The organism is Kordiimonas sp. (assembly GCF_048260245.1).
Taxonomy (GTDB): Bacteria; Pseudomonadota; Alphaproteobacteria; order Sphingomonadales; family Kordiimonadaceae; genus Kordiimonas.
This window is the reverse complement of sequence record NZ_JBLXGZ010000010.1, coordinates 58166-77077: the sequence shown is the minus strand read 5'-3', so window position 1 is coordinate 77077 and position 18912 is coordinate 58166. Positions and strand designations below refer to the sequence as shown.

Here is an 18912-nt window from a genome sequence, read left to right as displayed (position 1 = left end):
TGAACAGGCGAGGCTTATGACCGCTATTTCCCCAGCACGTATTCTTGTTTCCAACGATGACGGCATCAATGCGCCCGGGCTTGAAGTGCTTGAGCGTATTGCACATCAGTTCAGTGATGATGTCTGGGTGGTTGCACCCGAAGAAGAACAATCAGGCGCGGGCCACTCGCTGACGCTGTCCAAGGTATTGCGGCTGCGGCAGATGGGCGAAAAACGCTGGGCCGTGTCGGGTACACCGACCGACTGTGTGATGATGGCCGTCAATAAGATCATGAAAGATCATAAACCCACGCTTATTCTCTCGGGCGTAAACCGGGGTGGCAATATGGCGGAGGATGTGACCTATTCGGGCACGGTTTCGGTCGCCATGGAAGGCCAGCTTGCCGGGGTGCCGTCCATCGCGCTGAGCCAGTGCACACGGCCGGATACCAAGACCCGTTGGGATACAGCGGAACAGTTTGCGCCTGTGGTTATCAAGCGCCTGATTGAGACTGGTTGGCCAGAGAACGTGCTGATGAATGTCAACTTCCCGGCCATCGCGCCGGAAGAGATCAAGGGTGTCAAGGTGACGGAGCAGGGCCTGAGGGAGCTGTCCGGCACCAATATAGAAGAGCGGATCGACCCGCGCGGCTTCAAATACTACTGGTTCGGACTTGGCCGCGAAATGGGCGTGCCGGGGCACGAGACGGACCTTAAGGCCATTCGCGAGGGCTGTATTTCCGTGACACCGCTGCATCTTGATCTGACACACCATGAAACCCGCCGTTCAATGCTGGGCAAGGTGGATGGCAAGCTTTAAAATCATCTGGTAAAATCGCACTGATCTGTTGCCGAGCGAGGGGCATCCAGCTATCTTTTCGATCATGATGGGCGGAGAATCAATTTTGAAAGGCATAACCCCACGCTTGGGCCTGAGCGTGGCTGTCGTTCTTGTGCTTTCTGCCTGTTCCTCACACGGCTATGTCGTGGCGCCAGCGGATATCCCTGCGGTCGACTTTGTGCGCAACGCGCCAAGACCTGTTCCGTGGCCAAGGGTGAAACCCAATCCGCCGGTGCGCTATGCGTCCACCACACCACGGTCGGCGCACGTCAGCAGTAATAGCGCAGGCAGTCATATCGTGCGCAAGGGGGAAACGCTTTATGCCATCTCCCGCCGCTATGATATTCCGATCCGCGATCTTGTATCCGCTAACAATCTGCGTGCGCCCTACACTTTGGCGGTCGGGCAGCGGTTGCAGGTGCCCACCTCCCAGATGCATACCGTCGCCAAGGGCGAAACCGGCTATAGCATTTCGCGCCGCTACGGTGTGACTGTGTCGGCACTGATGAAAGAAAACGGTATCAGGCCACCCTATACGCTGGCTGTTGGCCAAAGGCTGCGTTTGCCAGGGGGTGCGAGCTCAAGTGGTGTGACGACCGCTTCTGCCAGCCCCAGGGTCGTGAGGCCACCGCAAACGGTTGGGCGCACGGTGCCGCGCACGACACCGCCGCCACGGTCCTCCAGCGGCTTTGACTGGCCCGTGGCCGGACGGCTTGCTTCGCGCTTTGGCGCCAAGCAGGACGGCCTACACAATGACGGAATCAATATCCTCGCGCGGCAGGGCACGCCGGTTAAAGCCTCTGAAGCGGGCGTGGTTGTCTATGCCTCAAACGCGCTTGAGGGGTACGGCAACCTGTTGCTGGTGAAACATGCAGGTGGCTGGATCACCGCCTACGCGCACAATGAACGCCTGCTGGTGCGGCAGGGCGAGCAGGTCAAAAAAGGGCAGGTCATCGCCCGTGTTGGCAACACCGGCGGGGTAAGTGACCCGCAACTGCATTTCGAGATCAGAAAGGGCAGGCAAGCTCTTGATCCATTACGGTATTTAAGCAAAATGACAGCGTCTGCTGGCCATTAAAACCGCACGCGTTTGCCCAGTTCTCCAGCGACATTCACCACAAATTGCCACGCAGTTCTGCCGGAACGGTTACCCCGTGTTTTGGCCCATTCCAGCGCGGCAGGCCGCCAATCAATATTGCTTTTGAGGTCAAAGGCAGTCAGATAGCCTTCGATCATTGACAGATATTCAGCCTGATCGCAGGGGTGGAAACCCAGCCACAGGCCAAAGCGGTCCGAAAGCGCAATTGTTTCATCCATCGATTCGTTTGGGTGGATGCCGGTAGCGCTTTCCTGCTCCATCATCGTACGCGGCAACAGATGACGCCGGTTTGATGTGGCATAGAAAATCACATTGTCAGGCCGACCCTCCAGCCCGCCTTCAAGCACGGACTTGAGGGCCTTGAAGTCCTGATCCGGGTTGTTGAACGACAGGTCGTCACAAAACACAATGAAGCTACGCTCTGCGTTTCTGAGGTCGCCAAGCAGGGCGGGGAGGGAGGCGATATCCTCGCGGTGGATTTCCACCAAGGCGGGCGCTACGGTTTTGCTTTCTGCCGCCACGGCTGCGTGCACGGCTTTGATGAGAGTGGATTTACCCATGCCGCGCGCGCCCCACAGCAGCGCGTTGTTGGCGGACGCGCCCGCGGCAAAGCGCCGCGTATTATCAAGCAGGGTGCGTTTCGTGCGGTCGATCCCTTTCAGGAGCGCCAGCGTGGGGGCTGATACATGCATGACCGACTTCAGCAGGTTTGTCCCGGCGTCAAAGACATAGGCGTCTGCGCTTTGCAGGTCTTGCCCGGCTGTGTCCTTCTCAGTGCCTTGGGCTTCCAGCGCGGCGGTGAGCCGATCTATGGCAGCGATAAGCGCTGTGTTTTGCTCCTGCTTTGCGGTCAACTCTTGCATCCTTTTTAATTTGCACCCATCTAGGGTGGGCTTGATACCACGGTGATTGTTGCATTTGAAGGCAATGAAGCTATAGTCCGGCGAAAGAATTTACCCGGTGGCCGAGGGAGCCACGTCCATTAAGAGGTTTGTCACATGTTATTCTCATCTGTTCTCGCTCAGGCAACGCCAAGCCAGCCTGGCATGCTGGAGAGCTTTCTCCCCTTTATTCTGATCATCGCCATTTTCTGGTTCCTGATTCTCAGGCCACAAAACAAGAAGATGAAAGCGCACCGCGAGATGGTTGCCAATGTACGCCGTAGTGACACAGTGGTAACTGCGGGCGGCCTTATCGGTAAAGTTGCCAAGGTGAAGGAAGACGACAATGAAATTGAAGTCGATCTTGCCGACGGTGTCCGCGTACGGGTTGTGAAAAGCACCCTGACCGAAGTGCGCGCCAAAGGCGAGCCAGCACCGACAGAAGACAAAAAGAAATAATCAAACCGCCCGGCCCGTCATGGTGCCGGGCGCTTGACCGCTTAGGGGACTTCGCATGTTGACCTTTCCGCGCTGGAAAGTGCTGATGATTTTGGCCGTGTGCCTGTTCGGCGTTTTGACCGCCGCACCTAATTTCCTGACCGAAGAGCAGCGTGCAGAGCTGCCGGGCTTCATGCCCTCCAAGTCGTTGAGCTTGGGGCTTGACCTGCAGGGTGGTGTTTATCTCCTGTGGGGCGCGGAGACCGATGACGTGGTCAAGTCGCGTCTCGACAACCTCGCCGACCAGGTGCGTGATGTACGCAACAGTAACCGCCAGTTCAAGATTCGCAGTATTCGCACCGAAGGTCAGCTCGTGCGTTTCCGTGTTGAAGCGGAAGACCAGATTGAAGCAGCGCGGCAGGAATTGTTGCCGTTGACGCAAAACTCGGTCGGCGCCACCAACCCCTTGATGGGCGGCGGTGTGAAAGAAGTTGAGATGACCCGTGATGGCGGCGAATTCACCTTGGCGCTGACGGAACAGGGTATTGAGGTTCAGAAGCGGGATGCAATTGCCCGCGCAATGGAAGTGATGCGCAAGCGTGTGGACCCTGACGGGACAAAAGAAATCACACTGCACCCGCAAGGAAATGACCGCATTATTCTTGAGGTGCCGGGCGCAAGCGACCCTGAGGAAATCAAGCGTCTTATCGGGAAAACTGCGAAGCTCACCTTTCATGACGTGAATACAAACGTCAGCCCTGAAGACATTGCCCGTGGTCGCCTTGGCGCTCGCGAACGGGCTGTGCCCATGGCTGATAGCCCTGGGCAGATCGTGATCAAGGAACGGGTGATCGTGTCGGGTGATGACCTGACAGACGCTAAAGCCGCGTTCGACGGGAATACCGGCCGTCCGGCTGTGGCCTTCACCTTCAATACCGCAGGCGCCAAACGGTTCGGCAATCACACCCGCGATAATGTGGGTCGGCCCTTTGCCATTGTGCTGGATAACACCGTCATTTCCGCGCCGAATATTCAACAACCTATCCTCTCCGGTAGCGGTCAGATTACCGGCGTGGGTACCGCAGCGGAAGCGCAGGAACTTGCGACACTTTTGAAAGCTGGTGCGCTGCCGGTACCGCTGACGGTGCTTGAGCAGCGGACGGTAGGGCCGGATCTGGGCTCAGATTCGATCGAGGCCGGCGAATGGGCAGCAACAGTTGGTTTTGCGGGTGTCATTGTGTTTATGCTGCTCGCCTATGGTGGTTTTGGTCTTGCCGCCAACCTGGCGCTGATCACAAACCTTGTGCTCATTATGGGAATGCTGAGCCTGTTTCAGGCAACCCTGACCTTGCCGGGCATTGCGGGTATCGTACTGACGATCGGTATGGCAGTGGATGCCAACGTGTTGATTTTTGAGCGTATCAGGGAGGAGCAATCCAACGGCCGCAAGCCTTTTGGCGCGATGGAACATGGTTACGGTGAGGCGCTGTCGACCATTATGGATGCTAATATCACCACATTTATTGCAGCGGCTGTGCTCTATATGTTGGGATCAGGGCCGGTTCAGGGTTTTGCCGTTACACTTGCAATCGGTATTCTGACATCAATGTTTACAGCGGTCGTGCTCACGCGGCTGATCCTCGCAACCTGGCTGAAGCGGGCAAAACCCGCACGCCTGCCAATATAAGGGGAGGGGATGATGTTACTGCGTCTCGTACCAGCAAATACAAAAATCAATTTCATGGCAGCCCGCAGGGTAGCTGTTGCTATATCGGGGCTGCTGATTTTGGCATCCGTTGCGCTTTTTGCTGTGAATAGCTTGAACTACGGTATCGACTTCAAGGGCGGTATCGCGATCGAAATCGGCATGAGCGACCGAAGCGATGTACCACTTGCCACTGTGCGGAATACGGCATCGGGCCTTGGCCTCGGTAACGTCTCTGTCAAGGAGTATGGGGACGCTTCTGAAGCGTTGGTCCGCGTCGAACGCCAGCCGGGTGACGAGGAAGCTCAGTCCGCAGCCATGGTGAAGGTAAGAAATGCGCTGACCGAAGCGGTGCCGGGTATCACCTTCCGGCAGGAAAATATCGTTGGCCCTGTTGTTTCGGGCGAGTTGAAGCGTGATGGTACCCTTGCTGTATCGATCGCGGTGATCGCTGTGTTGATATACATCTGGTTCCGCTTTGAGTGGCAGTTTGGGCTGGGTGCCGTTGTGGCGCTTGTACATGACGTACTGTTGACAGTCGGCTTTTTTGCCATCACCCGGCTTGAGTTCAACTTGTCTGTAATCGCGGCGCTTTTGACGATTGTCGGATACAGCCTCAACGATACGGTGGTGGTTTATGATCGCATACGCGAAAATATTCGTAAGTTCCGCAAAAAACCAATGGACGAGCTGATTAACTTTTCGCTGAACCAGACGTTAAGCCGGACGCTGATGACATCCCTGACAACACTGCTTGCCTTGTTTGCACTATATTTCCTCGGCGGTGCGGTTATTCAGGCCTTCACCGCAGCCATGATCTGGGGTGTTGTCGTTGGTACCTATAGCTCGATCTTCATTGCATCCCCGCTCTTGCTTGTGTTCGATATTCGGCGAGACGCCATGATTGGTGAGGATGAGAAAGCTGATCCCACGGTTGATAAATCCCGTCCGACCAACCCGTTTGAGCAGATGTAAGGCAGCAAGTTAAGAAGATGACAGGCAAAAGCTTCACATCCGGTGGCGTTACACTTGAGGCGCAGTCACGCGATGACTTGCTTCTGGTGGAGAGTTACGGTGATGGAGGCTTTCGCCTGATGGGGCGCCGTGTTTCAGGCGGTGTGCTGGTGCTACCAACCGGATTTTTCCCCATTGAGGCAGAGGATGTCAAAAGCCTTAGCACCGCTGACTTCGCCAAGGCCCTGGAAGCTGAGCAAAAACCTGAGCTTGTCCTGATTGGCACCGGGGAGAAGATGCAGCTTATTCCGTCTGCTCTCCGGCAGGCGCTGGAGGCCGCAGGCGTTGGCTATGATGCGATGGACACGGGGGCAGCTGCCCGCACCTATAATGTTCTGCTGATTGAAGGTCGTCAGGTTTCAGCCCTGTTGCTGCCCGTGAATTGACCTCCGCTGTCTGTTTTTGGCGGGCTGTGACACACGGTTCGTCGCAGGTATGGTCAATTTGTCGCAGCAATCCAACCTTCCACCGAATTCATCTTCCCTGTTTTGGCCTTCAGGCGCACGGTTCTATCACAAGAGCGTGATGACGCCCCTGAGCGCGTATGTCACATCAACAGGATAGAGCCGCAAAAGCGGCCTAAGCGAGGAGGTTGGTTATGCCAGCAAAAAATTCTTTCACACGCAGCGCTGCCATTGTGGCGGGGCTTTCATTGTCTGCCTGCATGTTCGCAGGTGCGGGCCACGCCATGGTTACCAGCGATGGCAATAGCCCTAAGGCAGAGAAGGCAGAGAAGAAAATTCGCATCGTCAAGGCAGGAAAGCCCATGGGATCCGGAGCAGAAAAAGCCACACGGAAGGCACGGGCCAAAGCGATCGATGAAACTGAAAAGGCGCTTGCAAAAGTAGAAAAGCGTCTGGAAAAGGCTAGGGAAAAAGCCGAACGGCACGCGCTGGAAGCTGCTGGAGAAGGTCTGCGCACCGCACTCGAGGCGCTGAAGTCGGCGGGAGGCGATATGAACTTTGCCTATGCATATGGCCCGTCGATGTCGGAGATGCGCGAGATAGAGATCAAGGCGCTTGAAGATGCGCTTGACGGTATGGAAGACCAGTTCAGCGACCTGGGCCGTGTACGCCTTGAGTTGAATGCCGACCTTGCCGACGCCCGCGCGGATATCGCGGAGGCGCTGGCAGATATAGAGTTTGAAGTTGATATCGACGATGAGTTGCGCGAGCACCACGCCCTTGGGCTTGAAGAGGCCGCTGCGCAACTTGAGGATATGGAAGAACGTCACCTCGAGGGTCTCAAACGGGCGGAAGAGCATCTGAAGCGCGAGCGTGAGCGGCTTGAGAAGCGGCTTGAAGAACGGCGCCAGCGTCAGGCTGAAGAGGAGGCTAAGGCTCCTGAAGACCGCTAATTCAAGAGATTGTTGGTTTCCTGGGGGCGGTGGGGCATCGCGGAAGCGATGCTTTCCTCCCTTTTTTGTGAAGAGGGCTCGGGTGAAACTTCCTTGTATGAAGTGTAATATTGTAGCATTATCGGGTTAAGTTCCGGCACTTGGGGAAAGTGGCAATGAAACCAATCGCATTCTTATCATTGACAATCGCGGCACTGGTTGGTCCGTCGACCATGGCTGGCGAACGGCCCATGTCCTTTGACGGTGTTGGTTCGATGGTTCTGGATATGGCGGATGAGCCAGCGCAGACAGCAGATTTCACCTCAGGTACGGATTCAGGCATGGCATCGCAGGATGCGGAGCAATGTGAGGACGCCAAAGAGGCTTTCGAAGCACGGTATGAAGCGATGCATTCGGACCTTGAATATCGGTTACAGCATACCGAAGAGGTGTATGCGCAGATTGATTTCGGTGAACTGGCCACGATCAAACAGGATGTCTCTGAGGCCATGGCTCAACGGCCGCTCGAGATCGCTTTTGCGGAGTCGGTAGCCATTGAGGGTGTGAAAGCTACAAAGGAACATGCTGTTGAGAAGGCGCGAATCGCCATTGAGGTGCATCGGCAAGAGCTGAAGTCACGCCTCTCAAAAGTTGATAACAAACATAGCCGGATGGCCCTTCAGCAGGCGGAAAAGGCGCTGAAAATCGCACAGCAAGCATTGGCGCGGTAAAACAGACGAGTTGCCATCGGGCACGGGGAGGTATCAAAGGGTCGGGCCAGTGGTCCGGCCTTTTGGCTGATTGAGCCGGGATCTTGCGGCCATTCAAAAGATAGGCTTATCTGGCGCAACACTATTACTCGCACACATCCATAAACATTCCGATCATTGCGCAATGCCGTTGCGCAGGCGGTTAAATTCCCTTAGAGCTATGCGTCTGGCCTTCGGGCCAATTCAAAAAGCTGTTTTCAACTCCTAATCTGGGCCTATCCGATCATGAGCAATCAGGACTTCTACCGCATTCGCCGCCTGCCCCCTTATCTATTCGCTGAAGTGAATCAGATGAAAGCAGCGGCGCGAGCGAGGGGGGAGGACATCATTGATCTAGGTATGGGCAACCCGGACCTGCCAACACCACAGCATATTGTCGACAAGATGAAAGAAACGGTGGATAAAACCACCACGCACGGTTATTCGGTTTCGCGCGGTATTCCGGGGTTAAGGCGTGCCCATGCTGCCTATTACAAGCGTCGCTTCGGGGTTGATATCGACCCGGAGAGCGAAAATGTGGTGACGCTCGGGTCAAAAGAAGGGCTGGCAAACCTGGCGTCCGCTATCACGACACCCGGTGACGTTATTTTGGTGCCGAACCCCAGTTTTCCCATCCATCCCTACGGTTTCATGATTGCGGGCGCGGCCGTTCGCCATCTGCCGATGGGGCCAGGGCGCGATTTTTTAACGGAATTGAAATATGCGGTTCAGCATGCCATCCCCACGCCAACAGCGGTGATCCTTTGTTATCCCGGCAACCCTACCGCCGAGGTGGTCGACCTCGCTTTCTATCAAGAGGTGGTCGATTTTTGCAAGAAGCATGGCATTTGGGTCCTTTCCGATCTGGCTTACTGTGAAATCTATTTCGATGACAACCCGCCCCCCTCGATCCTGCAGGTGCCGGGAGCGAAGGATATTGCAATCGAGTTTACCAGCCTGTCGAAGACCTATTCCATGGCCGGCTGGCGGGTGGGCTTTGGCGCGGGCAACAAGGATCTTGTGGCGGCGCTTACCCGGGTGAAGAGTTATCTGGACTATGGCGCCTTCACGCCCATTCAGGTGGCTGCGGTGGCCGCTCTCAATGGACCGCAAGACTGTATTGACCAGCACCGCGAGACCTATAAGCGGCGTCGGGATGTTCTGGTGGAGGGCCTCGCCGCGGCCGGCTGGAAAATCCCAAGCCCCAAGGCGTCCATGTTCGCCTGGGCGCCGATCCCTCAAGAGTTTCAGGAAATGGGTAGTATGGCCTTTTCAAAACTGTTGCTGGAGCATGCCAAGATCGCGGTCGCACCCGGTATCGGCTTTGGCGAGTATGGCGAGGGTTTTGTGCGTATCGGTTTGGTTGAGAACGAACACCGCATCAGGCAGGCTATCCGCAATATTAAGAAATTCATGTCACGCAAAGATGAACTGATCGCTGAGTGGCATGCTAAACAGGCTGTGACCTAACAGTATCTGCGCGATAGTCGCGCGTGTGAGTGGAGACATTTATGAATTCGGACTTGAGTGGCAAGATCGTCGTCGGCATTGCGGGGCTTGGAACCGTAGGTGCCGGCGTAATCAAAATCTTGGAAAAACACGGTGCCCTGATTGGTGCCAGGTCCGGACGGGAAATTGAAATTGGCGGCGTTTCCGCGCGCGACCGCAACCGTGACCGCGGTGTTGATCTTTCAGGGTGCCGCTGGTTCGATAATGCCGTTGATATGGCCGCGAAAGACAGCGGCATCAATCTGGTTGTTGAGCTGATCGGTGGTAGTGACGGACCCGCCTTTGCTCTGGCCCGCGAGGCGCTGTCGAACGGCATTGGCTTTGTCACTGCCAACAAGGCGCTTATTGCCATGCACGGCAAGGAATTGGCCGCGCTGGCTGAGAAAAACGGCGCTGAACTCAGGTTTGAAGCTGCGGTTGCTGGCGGCATACCGATTGTTAAAGCCCTGCGTGAGGGGCTGGCCGGGAACGAAATTACTGCCGTGCGGGGTATCCTTAACGGAACCTGCAACTATATTCTGACCCGGATGGAGCGCGAGGGCCTTGCCTTCGGTGATGTACTGGCCGACGCCCAGCGCCTTGGCTACGCCGAAGCAGACCCGACATTTGATATCGACGGGATCGACGCGGCACACAAAACAGCCATTCTCGCATCGCTTGCTTTTGGCGTGGAGCCGGATATGGAAAACCTGCCGACCGAAGGCATCCGCAATATCGCGCCGGTGGATATCGAATATGCCAAGGAGCTTGGCTATCGCATCAAGCTGCTGGGTGTGGCCCAGCGTACGGATGAAGGTATTGAAACCCGTGTGCATCCCGCCATGGTGCCTGTCAGTGCGTCGCTTGCCAATGTGATGAATGCCACCAACGCCGTGGTGGTTGATGGCGATTTTATCGGCCAGACAGTATATGAGGGCGCAGGTGCGGGCCAAGGGCCAACCGCATCGGCGGTCATGGCGGATATTGTCGATGTGGCACGCGGGCAGGGCGGCCCCCGCCTAGGTGTTCCTGCGGACGCGCTGAAGGCATCAACCTCGGTCCCTGTCGCCAAACATCGCGGCACCTATTATTTGCGGCTGCGGGTGCAGGACCGGCACGGTGTGATGGCGGATATCACCAAAATTCTCGCGGAAGAAAAAGTCTCGATCCAAAGCATGTTACAGCGTGGTTGTGCGTCGGATGGCGGTGTATATATTATCATGACCACGCATGAGATTGTTGAAGCTTCTGTTGCGGCGGCACTGAATCGTTTCACTGAACTGGAATGTGTGCTAGAGACCCCCGCAATGCTAAGAATAGAAGCTTAATCAAGGGGAACTGTTTATGTCGTCACAGGATCTGAACCGTATTCTGGTTCTTGAGGTGGTTCGCGTGACCGAAGCGGGCGCTATCGCTGCCAGCAAATGGAATGGGCGCGGTGACGAAAAGGCAGCAGACGCTGCCGCCGTGGAAGCCATGCGCAAGGCCTTCAATAAGCTGCCGATCGATGGCACCGTTGTAATTGGTGAGGGTGAGCGCGACGAAGCACCGATGCTTTATATTGGTGAAAAAGTCGGCGCTGGTGGCCCCAAGGTTGACATTGCGCTTGACCCGCTTGAAGGCACCACGATCTGCGCCAAGGCTATGCCCAACGCGCTTGCCGTGCTGGCGATTTCAGCCGAGGGCGGCCTTTTGAACGCACCAGATGTTTATATGGACAAGATCGCCGTTGGTGGGGGTCTGCCTGAAGGCGTGATTGATCTGGACAAAAGCGCCAGTGAAAACGTCAAGGCGGTGGCGGAAGCCAAAGGCAAGCCAGTTGGCGAGATGACCGTTTGTGTGCTCGATCGTCCCCGGCACACTGCGCTGATCAAGGAACTACGCGAACTGGGCTGTGGTGTTGCGCTTATTGGTGATGGCGACGTGGCCGGTGTTATTGCAACGACCGATGCCGGTACTGGTATTGACCTTTACATGGGATCTGGCGGCGCGCCGGAAGGTGTTCTCGCTGCTGCTGCACTTCGCTGTATTGGCGGGCAGATGCAAGGCCGCTTGTTATTCAGAAACGATGATGAGCGTGGCCGTGCGGCCAAATGGGGCATCGAAGACCTGAACCGTAAATATTCGCTGATGGATCTGGCCTCCGGCGATGTGATTTTTGCAGCAACGGGCGTGACCGACGGCTCCATGCTCAAGGGCGTGCACCGCGATGCCAACGGTAACTTTACTACAGAGACAGTGACGATGCGGTCGAAGACCAAAACCATCCGTCGCGTGCAGTCGATCCACGGCCCCGAAGGCCGCCATTAAGGGCTAATCTTGAACGTAACTGCTGAAAATACCGGTGCGGCGGAACCTCTTCTTGGGGTCCGCCGTTCTGCATTGGGGCAAGCGTGGATGATGCGTGGCGGTGTGCCGCGTATCGCCGAGGCAATAGCCGAACGCCTTGGTGTGCCCATGGTTGTTGGACAGCTTATTGCCGGGCGCGGCATTGGGATGGAAGAAGCTGCATCCTTTTATGCGCCGTCGCTCAAGGAAAGCCTGCCGGACCCGTCCAGCGTTCTGGATATGGACAAGGCAGGATCGCGCATTGCGCGGGCCATAGAGATGGGCGAGGAGATCGCCATATACGGCGACTATGATGTTGACGGTGCGACCTCCAGCGCCGTGCTGTACCGCTACCTGAACGCCCTGGGCGCCCGCCTGCGCATCTATATCCCCGACCGCATGGTGGAGGGCTACGGCCCTAATGCCCCTGCGCTCCTGGGGCTTAGAGAGGCCGGGGTAGACCTTGTTATCACCGTCGACTGCGGCACCCTCTCATTTGAGCCTCTCGCAGCAGCGAAAGACGCCGGGCTTGAAGTGATTGTCGTGGATCACCACAAGGCGGAACCCAGACTGCCGGCAGCGGTGGCTGTGGTGAACCCCAACAGGCTGGATGACGACAGTGACCTTGGCCAGCTTGCCGCAGTCGGCGTTGCCTTTCTGCTATGCGTGGCACTGAACCGGGCGCTCAGGGACGCGGGTCAGTTTAAGGGTGACGTGCGTGAGCCAAACCTGATCGGCCTTCTTGACATTGTTGCCCTTGGCACTGTGTGCGATGTGGTGCCTCTGGTCGGTGTGAACCGGGCCTTGGTGGCGCAGGGCCTCAAGGTAATGGCGCAGCGCCGCAACGCGGGCCTTACGGCCCTTGCGGATGTGGGGCGCGTGTCTGAACTGCCTACATGTTATCATGCCGGGTTTGTGCTTGGGCCGCGGGTTAATGCTGGTGGGCGTGTTGGCGAAAGTTATCTTGGCGCCCGGCTGCTGACGACGGATGACGCCCTGGAAGCGCGTCAGATAGCCGAAAAGCTTGATCTTTATAACGAAGAACGCCGCGCCATTGAGGCTGAGGTGCTGACCGCCGCGATGGAGCAGGTGGAAAGCGCCGTGGGGGCTGCGGGCAGCCCGGATACGCTTGTGGTGGCATCCGGGGAGGGATGGCACGCCGGGGTGATTGGTATTGTGGCGTCGCGGCTTAAGGATAAATACGGCCTGCCAACCTTCGTGATGGCGATTGAGAACGGTGAAGCCAAAGGCTCTGGCCGGTCAATCAGCGGTGTGGACATGGGGGCTGCGGTGATCGAAGCCGTGCAGCGTGGCTTGTTGATCAAGGGCGGCGGTCATGCAATGGCGGCGGGCCTGACGATGGCGGCGGACCGTATTGATGATTTTACTACCTTTCTGCAAGAGTTGATGCGCGCGCCTGTCGCCAAGGCGTTTGAGAAGCGGGCACTGAAGATTGACGGCGTTGTTGCCCTGTCGGGCGCAACGGCGGAGCTTGTTGAGCAAGTGGATGCAGTGGGCCCCTTCGGCGCCGGAAACCCCACGCCTAATTTTGTCATCCCCGATGTGGACCTTTTGAAGGCCGACCTTGTGGGGCAGAATCATCTGCGCTGTATCTTTAAATCGAGGGACGGCAAATCTATCAAGGCAATGGCGTTCCGACAGTGGGATGAGACGCTTGGTGAAACGCTGCGAAGCGGCATTGGTCGCCGCTTTCATATCGCTGGCAAGCTCAAGAAAGATACATGGGCCGGAGGCGGAAAAGTCGAAATGACACTTGAAGATGTGGCGCTTGTCGGCACACCGTAAGAAAAATGCAAAAAGATGTTGACCGGGATGCTGCACCCCGGTATCTAGGCCCCCGTCGCTTCGGAGATTGAAAAAACGGTCCCTTCGTCTAGCGGTCTAGGACGTCGCCCTTTCACGGCGAAAACACGGGTTCGAGTCCCGTAGGGATCACCATCTCCTAAACCGGCCATTCAGATGCGAATGGTCCCTTCGTCTAGCGGTCTAGGACGTCGCCCTTTCACGGCGAAAACACGGGTTCGAGTCCCGTAGGGATCACCATTTCTGCGTCAAAGACGCCCCGCCATGTGTGCGGGGCTTTTTGTTTTTCCTTACATTTTTCCCGAAGTTCCGCCCTTGTCTGGTGCGTAAAACCGCCTGAAGCGGTCGCGAGTGAAATATTCTCCGAAATTGCATCACTATTGTCTCTTTTTTGACAATTAGCTGTCATATTACCTGCATAGACCAACGGCATAACGAAAGGAGGGTAAGGGGAACTCGAATGGTCAAACGCAATTTTTTCAAGATGATAGGTGCGGGCAGCGTGCTTGCCGTTCTGGGCGCGGGCCCTGCGGCGTGCGCGAGCGACCTGCCGGATACTGTCCCTGACCAGCCAGGCGCAGCCGTGACACTTCTGCCGACCCAAGGTGCGGCGCAAGCGGTGCTGCTGAATGTGCTGTCCTATAATATTCAGGGCCTTCCATCGCCGCTTAAGAAACATAAGACACCACTGTTTGAACGTATTGCACAAATCCTGCGCGAACGGCGCGGAGAGGGCAGCCAGCCGCAAGTCGTATTGTTGCAGGAAGCCTTTGACAGCGACGCCAGTATTATTGCTGAACAGACCGGCTATCGTTATGTGCTCAAGGGGCCGGGGCGCAAGGCACGCTCTGAAAAGGGCCGGGTGCACTGGGCGATGCAGACGCGTAAAAGTTATATGACTTTCAGCGACCCGCAGAAATTTACCGGCAGTGGGCTTTACATCCTGTCTGATTATCCGATCGTGGAAGCCCAGCACAAGGCGTTTGACAGTGATATGTGCGCGGGCATTGATTGCCTGTCAAACAAGGCCATCCTGCTGGCCCGCATAGCGGTGCCGGGACTTGATGAGCCGCTGGACATCATTAACTCGCATTTCAATTCACGTGGGTCCGCAAAGGCGCCAAGCCGCCATGTTTTGCGTGCCCATCAGCGCCAGACCGATACATTGAGCTGGTTCATGGACAAGCTGTGTGGTGGTTACCCGGTGATTGTGGCTGGTGACTTCAACACGAAACAGCGCGAACGCTACGATTATTTCCGGCAGACCATCCAGCTTGTTGATGCTGCGGAAGATTGCCTGTCTGGTGAGGGAGACTGCGCGCTGGGGAAGGCCGCCAAACGCGATAATGTGCTTTATAAAACGAACGATAAGCAGTTCTTCCGTACCACAGACAAGTACCGCATTATCCCCACCTATATTGAGCGCAATTTTACCGAAGAAGTAGATGGCAGGCCGCTGTCTGACCATCTGGGCTATGAGGTGGAATATAAAATCACGCCGCTTGGTGCACAGACAGGGAAACAACAGTGGGCACTGCGCTAAAGCGCTGCGGCGCCCTTGTCCTGTTCGCCGTCCTTCACAGTTTGCCAGTAAAAGCCTGGCAGGATGTGGATATGACCCGTAGCGGCCAGCCGGTGTATATCGAATCTGTGCCTGTGGATGATGAGCGCCGCCGTGATGACTGGGTGGGGCAGTTGGGTGTTGGGCTGAACCTCAGCCCCGATTTCCTAGGGGCCGGAGCACAGGAATACAGCCTGCGTGCCGACATCAGGCTCAATTACAAAGACACATTTTTCCTTGAAAACAACAAGATAGGGGCTGTGCTGACGTCGCGGCGTTTCCTGCGTGCGGGCGTTATTGCACGTGTGCAGGATGGCAGGCGTGCCGACTTGAGCCGTGCGGGGATAGCCCCGGCCGACGCCGTTGACGACGCGCTTGAGCTGGGCATTTTTGCCGGAACTTCTGTTTACAAACTGTTTCTAAGCGGCGAAGCTTATTGGGGCGTGAGCGGCGTGCACGGTGGTATGAGCCTCGAGTTTGAAGCCGGATATTTGTTTGAGCTCAACTCAAGCTTCAAACTGGTGCCGTTGATCGGTATCAGCATTGGATCGCCCGATTATATGGACGCCTATTTTGGGGTGGGCCCCAATCATGCGTCGCTGGCTGCCTACAAGCCGTCCGGCGGCATTTATGAACTTCATGCTGAATTATCAGCGGAGCACAGGATTGCCAAGAACTGGTTGCTCAAAGGTAGCCTGCGAGCCTCCAAGCTGAAGGATAAGGCCTACGCGAGCCCCTTTGCCCGGGATAGTCGCGCGCAAGCACGAGCTTTTCTGGGGGTTGTCTGGTTATTTTAGGGGGGCTGAATGCGGCGATTGTTTATGGGGCTAATATCTGTGCTTATCGGTCATGCGGTGTCTGCGGCGCCGGTGCACGAGGGCTTTGTCGACCTTGGGGATTATATCCCCGGCATTGTGATTGAGGCGCGCTATGCCGGGCATGAAAACTTCATGGCCCGCCCGGTCAAGGGTTATCATACCAACAAGGCGTTCATGAGCCGCGCGGCGGCCGACAGGTTAAAACTGATCCAGAAACGCCTGTCGGACTGTGGCCTCACCCTTAAGGTTTTCGATGCTTACCGGCCCCAGCGCGCCGTTGATGACTTTATGGACTGGATCAAAGACCGCGATGATACCCTGGGCAAGCAGCGGTATTATCCTGACATCGACAAAGACAGGCTGGTGCCTGAGGGCTATATTGCCGAGAGGTCCGGTCACAGCCGTGGTTCGACGATTGATCTGACGATTGCCGCCATAGCTGAAGACGGCAGCGTGCTTGAGCTGGATATGGGCAGCCCGTGGGACTTCTTTGGCCCCATCTCCCACGCGCTATCGCTTGACGTGAATATGCAGCAGAGGGCAAACCGCGCGCTGCTGCGCACGCTGATGGTGAACCATGGTTTCAAGCCCTACGAAGCCGAGTGGTGGCATTTCACCCTTGTGGATGAGCCGTACCCGGACACTTATTTCAATTTTCCAGTGGAGTGAAGAACAAGGTGCTGGTTACTTAGTGTCCTTGACGAGGCGTTTCATATAGTCCTTGCCCGGCATTCGCAGGTTCTCGGCTTCGGCACGAGTATAACGCTCCAGCAGTTCGGTCTGGGTCATGTAACCAGCGCCGTCGCGGATATCGGCTTCAATAGCGGCCCTGAGGCCAAAGGGGTTGCGTGTCTCGATCGCCTGCATGATCTCTACGTGCCTGTCGGTGACGTAATGGGTCTCAAGGTTGGCAAGCGCCAGCCGGTGCAGGGGACCAAGTTGAAGCCATATCCGCTCGATCATGGGCAGCGTGACAGCGTGTGGATGGGCCATATAAAGTGCCCGGTGGAAGGCCTGGTTGCCGATGATAATGCCTTGTGGCTCGGGGTCCTCAAACGCTTTGTTCTGTCGCTCATTCAGCGTGTGCAATTCGGCCAGCCGCTCTTCGGTGACATAGGGCAGGGCGCGTTCTGCGGCGTGTACCTCCAGCAGGATACGCAGCTCAAGCAGTTCTGCCAGCCCGGCGGGGGAGAGGTCTGGCACCATAATACGGCGGTTTGATTTGAGCTCAAGCGCGCCTTCCGACGTCAGGCGCCTGAGGGCCTCGCGCACCGGCATGGCCGAGACGTTCAGCATCTCTGCAATACCGCGGATGGTCAGTGCGCGGCCGGGCTGCACCTGTCCGGACATCACGGCAAAGCGGAGTGCGCGGTAAACCCATTCCTGCGCCGTCTCACCATTCTCGCGGGCGAGCTTGTCAAAATTAATATCGCTTTTGTTCATACTCCCCTTCTTACGCAAGGATGGCAAAGCCAAGCAAGGATATTAGCGCCGCGAGTATCGCAAAAGGTAATTGAGTCAGCGCATGCTGGATGGATGTACAGCCGCAACTTTGTGCTGTGAGCACGGTGGCGTCGGCATACAGGCAAGCGTGGCTGCCGAACGTGCTGGCGGAGAGTGTTGCACCAATGATGAGCGGTATGTTGGCATCTGTTGCGATCGCCAGTTCGGCAATGATCGGCAGCGCGATGACAAACATGCCCCAACTCGATCCGGTAGCAAAGGCAATCAGCCCCATCACGCCGAATACGATAAAGGGAAGGGTTTGCGCCGTCATAAACGGTTGTGTGAGCTCAAGGATATAAGATGTCAGCCCCAGTGACCCGTTGACATCCTTTAGCATATAGGCGGCAAAAATGATCGCAAGCGGCTCGATCATTGTCTTGAAACCTTCAATGACGGTATCAAAGGTATCGTGAAGATCGAGGATGCGCAGTGACAATACGGCAAAGACGGTGAGGGCGAGCGTCGCAATGGTGGCGCGCAGGAATTCAAGATCAAAATAAATCGTCAGGGCGACAAGCGCCAGCATGGGCAGCAGGAACAGCGAGATCTTCTTCTCAACACCGGATCGTTCCTGAAGTGCGAGATGCGCCTTGTGGATATGCTCTGCGCCCGGCGGGATGCAGTGGCCAGCCGCCGCGCGTGCCTCTGCTGCTTTCATCGGGCCAAAGAGCGGGATTTTACCGGCCGCAACCAGCGGCACCATGATCACCGCGATCCAGGGGTAGAGCATATAGGGAATGCCGCTGATATAGGCCATAACGCCTTGGCCTTCTTCTGCCATGCCTACATCCACTAGGATGGTGCCAAAAAACACCGCCCACGTGGAGATGGGAATGATAACGCTGATGGGGGCCGCCGTGCTGTCAATGACATAGGCCAGCATTTCGCGCGATATCTTGAACTTGTCGGTAATGCGGCGCATAGCGGCGCCGACGGTGATGGAATTGAGGTAGTCGTCAACAAACAGGGCCACACCCATCAGCCAGGTGGCCATCAGGGCGCCGAAGCGGGTGGTAACACGTCCTGTGACCTTGTCCATGAAGGCGTGCAGGCTGCCGGTGCGGATGAAAAGACCGATCAGGCTGCCCATACCGCCACAGACAAGAATGATCCACGCCAGGTCATCATCCTGAAGCGTGCGCAGGGCGATATCTGCAAAGGCCCCAACCGACGCTGTACCATTGAGCATGATGATACCCGCGATGGCACCCGCGAGCAGGGCTTCAATGGGCCGTTTGATCCAGATAGCGATAATCAGGACGAGCAGCGTCGGTACGAGCGAAATCGCGCCGCTATGGCTCAGGGTGGTACCAATGGCGTCTGTCGCCTGCATGATAGAGTCTCC

The 18912-nt window shown here is 56.6% G+C and carries 18 protein-coding genes and 2 tRNA genes; 17 read left to right on the top strand and 3 right to left on the bottom strand.

The features are described 5' to 3' along the window. Positions 1-16 precede the first annotated feature (16 nt). Positions 17-799, top strand: a complete 783-nt coding sequence (gene surE / locus ACN0VM_RS07535; RefSeq protein ID WP_417450251.1) for a 5'/3'-nucleotidase SurE — start codon at positions 17-19, stop codon at positions 797-799. Positions 800-884: 85 nt separating this feature from the next. Next, positions 885-1898, top strand: a complete 1014-nt coding sequence (locus ACN0VM_RS07530; RefSeq protein ID WP_417450250.1) for a peptidoglycan DD-metalloendopeptidase family protein — start codon at positions 885-887, stop codon at positions 1896-1898. Here the strand turns inward: ACN0VM_RS07530 and ACN0VM_RS07525 are convergent. After that, complete coding sequence (locus ACN0VM_RS07525; RefSeq protein ID WP_417450249.1) at positions 1895-2782, bottom strand: ATP-binding protein; 888 nt, start codon at positions 2780-2782, stop codon at positions 1895-1897. The two genes, ACN0VM_RS07530 and ACN0VM_RS07525, sit on opposite strands and share 4 nt — an antisense overlap. 135 nt (positions 2783-2917) lie before the next feature. On the opposite strand from ACN0VM_RS07525, the gene yajC reads away from it, so the two are divergent. The 15 genes from yajC to ACN0VM_RS07450 all read left to right on the top strand — a co-directional run bounded on the left by yajC (position 2918) and on the right by ACN0VM_RS07450 (position 16730). After that, positions 2918-3259, top strand: a complete 342-nt coding sequence (gene yajC / locus ACN0VM_RS07520) for a preprotein translocase subunit YajC (RefSeq protein ID WP_417450248.1) — start codon at positions 2918-2920, stop codon at positions 3257-3259. 55 nt (positions 3260-3314) lie between these two features. Continuing rightward, positions 3315-4925, top strand: a complete 1611-nt coding sequence (secD, locus tag ACN0VM_RS07515) for a protein translocase subunit SecD (protein WP_417450247.1) — start codon at positions 3315-3317, stop codon at positions 4923-4925. Between the two features lie 12 nt (positions 4926-4937). Next, positions 4938-5918, top strand: a complete 981-nt coding sequence (secF, locus tag ACN0VM_RS07510) for a protein translocase subunit SecF (protein WP_417450246.1) — start codon at positions 4938-4940, stop codon at positions 5916-5918. A 17-nt stretch (positions 5919-5935) separates the two neighbouring features. Further along, complete coding sequence (locus ACN0VM_RS07505; RefSeq protein ID WP_417450245.1) at positions 5936-6343, top strand: Mth938-like domain-containing protein; 408 nt, start codon at positions 5936-5938, stop codon at positions 6341-6343. A 212-nt stretch (positions 6344-6555) separates the two neighbouring features. Next, the gene (locus ACN0VM_RS07500) at positions 6556-7314 is read left to right on the top strand and encodes a hypothetical protein (RefSeq protein WP_417450244.1); all 759 of its coding nucleotides are present in this window, start codon (positions 6556-6558) and stop codon (positions 7312-7314) included. 155 nt (positions 7315-7469) lie between these two features. Beyond that, positions 7470-8024, top strand: coding sequence for a hypothetical protein (locus ACN0VM_RS07495; RefSeq protein WP_417450243.1), 555 nt, complete (start codon positions 7470-7472; stop codon positions 8022-8024). Positions 8025-8288: 264 nt separating this feature from the next. Further along, complete coding sequence (locus ACN0VM_RS07490; RefSeq protein WP_417450242.1) at positions 8289-9512, top strand: LL-diaminopimelate aminotransferase; 1224 nt, start codon at positions 8289-8291, stop codon at positions 9510-9512. A gap of 41 nt (positions 9513-9553) precedes the next feature. Next, positions 9554-10858 carry a homoserine dehydrogenase gene (locus tag ACN0VM_RS07485; RefSeq protein WP_417450241.1) on the top strand — a complete coding sequence of 435 codons (1305 nt, stop codon included), beginning with the start codon at positions 9554-9556 and terminating at the stop codon, positions 10856-10858. 16 nt (positions 10859-10874) lie between these two features. Further along, entirely contained in the window at positions 10875-11840 is a 966-nt protein-coding gene (gene glpX / locus ACN0VM_RS07480) for a class II fructose-bisphosphatase (protein ID WP_417450240.1), read from the top strand. Positions 11841-11849: 9 nt separating this feature from the next. Then, the gene (gene recJ / locus ACN0VM_RS07475) at positions 11850-13664 is read left to right on the top strand and encodes a single-stranded-DNA-specific exonuclease RecJ (RefSeq protein ID WP_417450239.1); all 1815 of its coding nucleotides are present in this window, start codon (positions 11850-11852) and stop codon (positions 13662-13664) included. 77 nt (positions 13665-13741) lie between these two features. Continuing rightward, positions 13742-13817: transfer RNA gene (locus tag ACN0VM_RS07470), tRNA-Glu, on the top strand. Positions 13818-13846: 29 nt separating this feature from the next. After that, positions 13847-13922 (top strand) — tRNA-Glu (locus ACN0VM_RS07465). A gap of 220 nt (positions 13923-14142) precedes the next feature. After that, entirely contained in the window at positions 14143-15225 is a 1083-nt protein-coding gene (locus ACN0VM_RS07460; RefSeq protein WP_417450238.1) for an endonuclease/exonuclease/phosphatase family protein, read from the top strand. A gap of 71 nt (positions 15226-15296) precedes the next feature. Continuing rightward, positions 15297-16040 (top strand): MipA/OmpV family protein, encoded by a 744-nt coding sequence (locus tag ACN0VM_RS07455; protein WP_417450237.1) that lies wholly within the window; start codon positions 15297-15299, stop codon positions 16038-16040. Between the two features lie 9 nt (positions 16041-16049). After that, positions 16050-16730, top strand: a complete 681-nt coding sequence (locus ACN0VM_RS07450; RefSeq protein ID WP_417450236.1) for a M15 family metallopeptidase — start codon at positions 16050-16052, stop codon at positions 16728-16730. Between the two features lie 15 nt (positions 16731-16745). Here ACN0VM_RS07450 and ACN0VM_RS07445 read toward each other — a convergent pair whose 3' ends face one another. Beyond that, entirely contained in the window at positions 16746-17504 is a 759-nt protein-coding gene (locus ACN0VM_RS07445; protein ID WP_417450235.1) for a GntR family transcriptional regulator, read from the bottom strand. 10 nt (positions 17505-17514) lie between these two features. Beyond that, a complete protein-coding gene (locus tag ACN0VM_RS07440) occupies positions 17515-18900 on the bottom strand; it encodes a Na+/H+ antiporter NhaC family protein (protein WP_417450234.1) in 1386 nt (461 codons plus the stop codon). Positions 18901-18912 lie beyond the last annotated feature (12 nt).

Coding starts and splice junctions, on each gene's coding strand:
- ACN0VM_RS07445 (WP_417450235.1), bottom strand. CDS start 17,504: ATGAACAAAAGCGATATTAATTTTGACAAGCTCGCCCGCGAGAATGGT.
- ACN0VM_RS07440 (WP_417450234.1), bottom strand. CDS start 18,900: ATGCAGGCGACAGACGCCATTGGTACCACCCTGAGCCATAGCGGCGCG.
- ACN0VM_RS07485 (WP_417450241.1), top strand. CDS start 9,554: ATGAATTCGGACTTGAGTGGCAAGATCGTCGTCGGCATTGCGGGGCTT.
- ACN0VM_RS07450 (WP_417450236.1), top strand. CDS start 16,050: ATGCGGCGATTGTTTATGGGGCTAATATCTGTGCTTATCGGTCATGCG.
- yajC (WP_417450248.1), top strand. CDS start 2,918: ATGTTATTCTCATCTGTTCTCGCTCAGGCAACGCCAAGCCAGCCTGGC.
- surE (WP_417450251.1), top strand. CDS start 17: ATGACCGCTATTTCCCCAGCACGTATTCTTGTTTCCAACGATGACGGC.
- glpX (WP_417450240.1), top strand. CDS start 10,875: ATGTCGTCACAGGATCTGAACCGTATTCTGGTTCTTGAGGTGGTTCGC.
- ACN0VM_RS07490 (WP_417450242.1), top strand. CDS start 8,289: ATGAGCAATCAGGACTTCTACCGCATTCGCCGCCTGCCCCCTTATCTA.
- secD (WP_417450247.1), top strand. CDS start 3,315: ATGTTGACCTTTCCGCGCTGGAAAGTGCTGATGATTTTGGCCGTGTGC.
- ACN0VM_RS07525 (WP_417450249.1), bottom strand. CDS start 2,782: ATGCAAGAGTTGACCGCAAAGCAGGAGCAAAACACAGCGCTTATCGCT.
- ACN0VM_RS07460 (WP_417450238.1), top strand. CDS start 14,143: ATGGTCAAACGCAATTTTTTCAAGATGATAGGTGCGGGCAGCGTGCTT.
- ACN0VM_RS07505 (WP_417450245.1), top strand. CDS start 5,936: ATGACAGGCAAAAGCTTCACATCCGGTGGCGTTACACTTGAGGCGCAG.
- ACN0VM_RS07495 (WP_417450243.1), top strand. CDS start 7,470: ATGAAACCAATCGCATTCTTATCATTGACAATCGCGGCACTGGTTGGT.
- ACN0VM_RS07500 (WP_417450244.1), top strand. CDS start 6,556: ATGCCAGCAAAAAATTCTTTCACACGCAGCGCTGCCATTGTGGCGGGG.
- secF (WP_417450246.1), top strand. CDS start 4,938: ATGTTACTGCGTCTCGTACCAGCAAATACAAAAATCAATTTCATGGCA.
- ACN0VM_RS07455 (WP_417450237.1), top strand. CDS start 15,297: ATGACCCGTAGCGGCCAGCCGGTGTATATCGAATCTGTGCCTGTGGAT.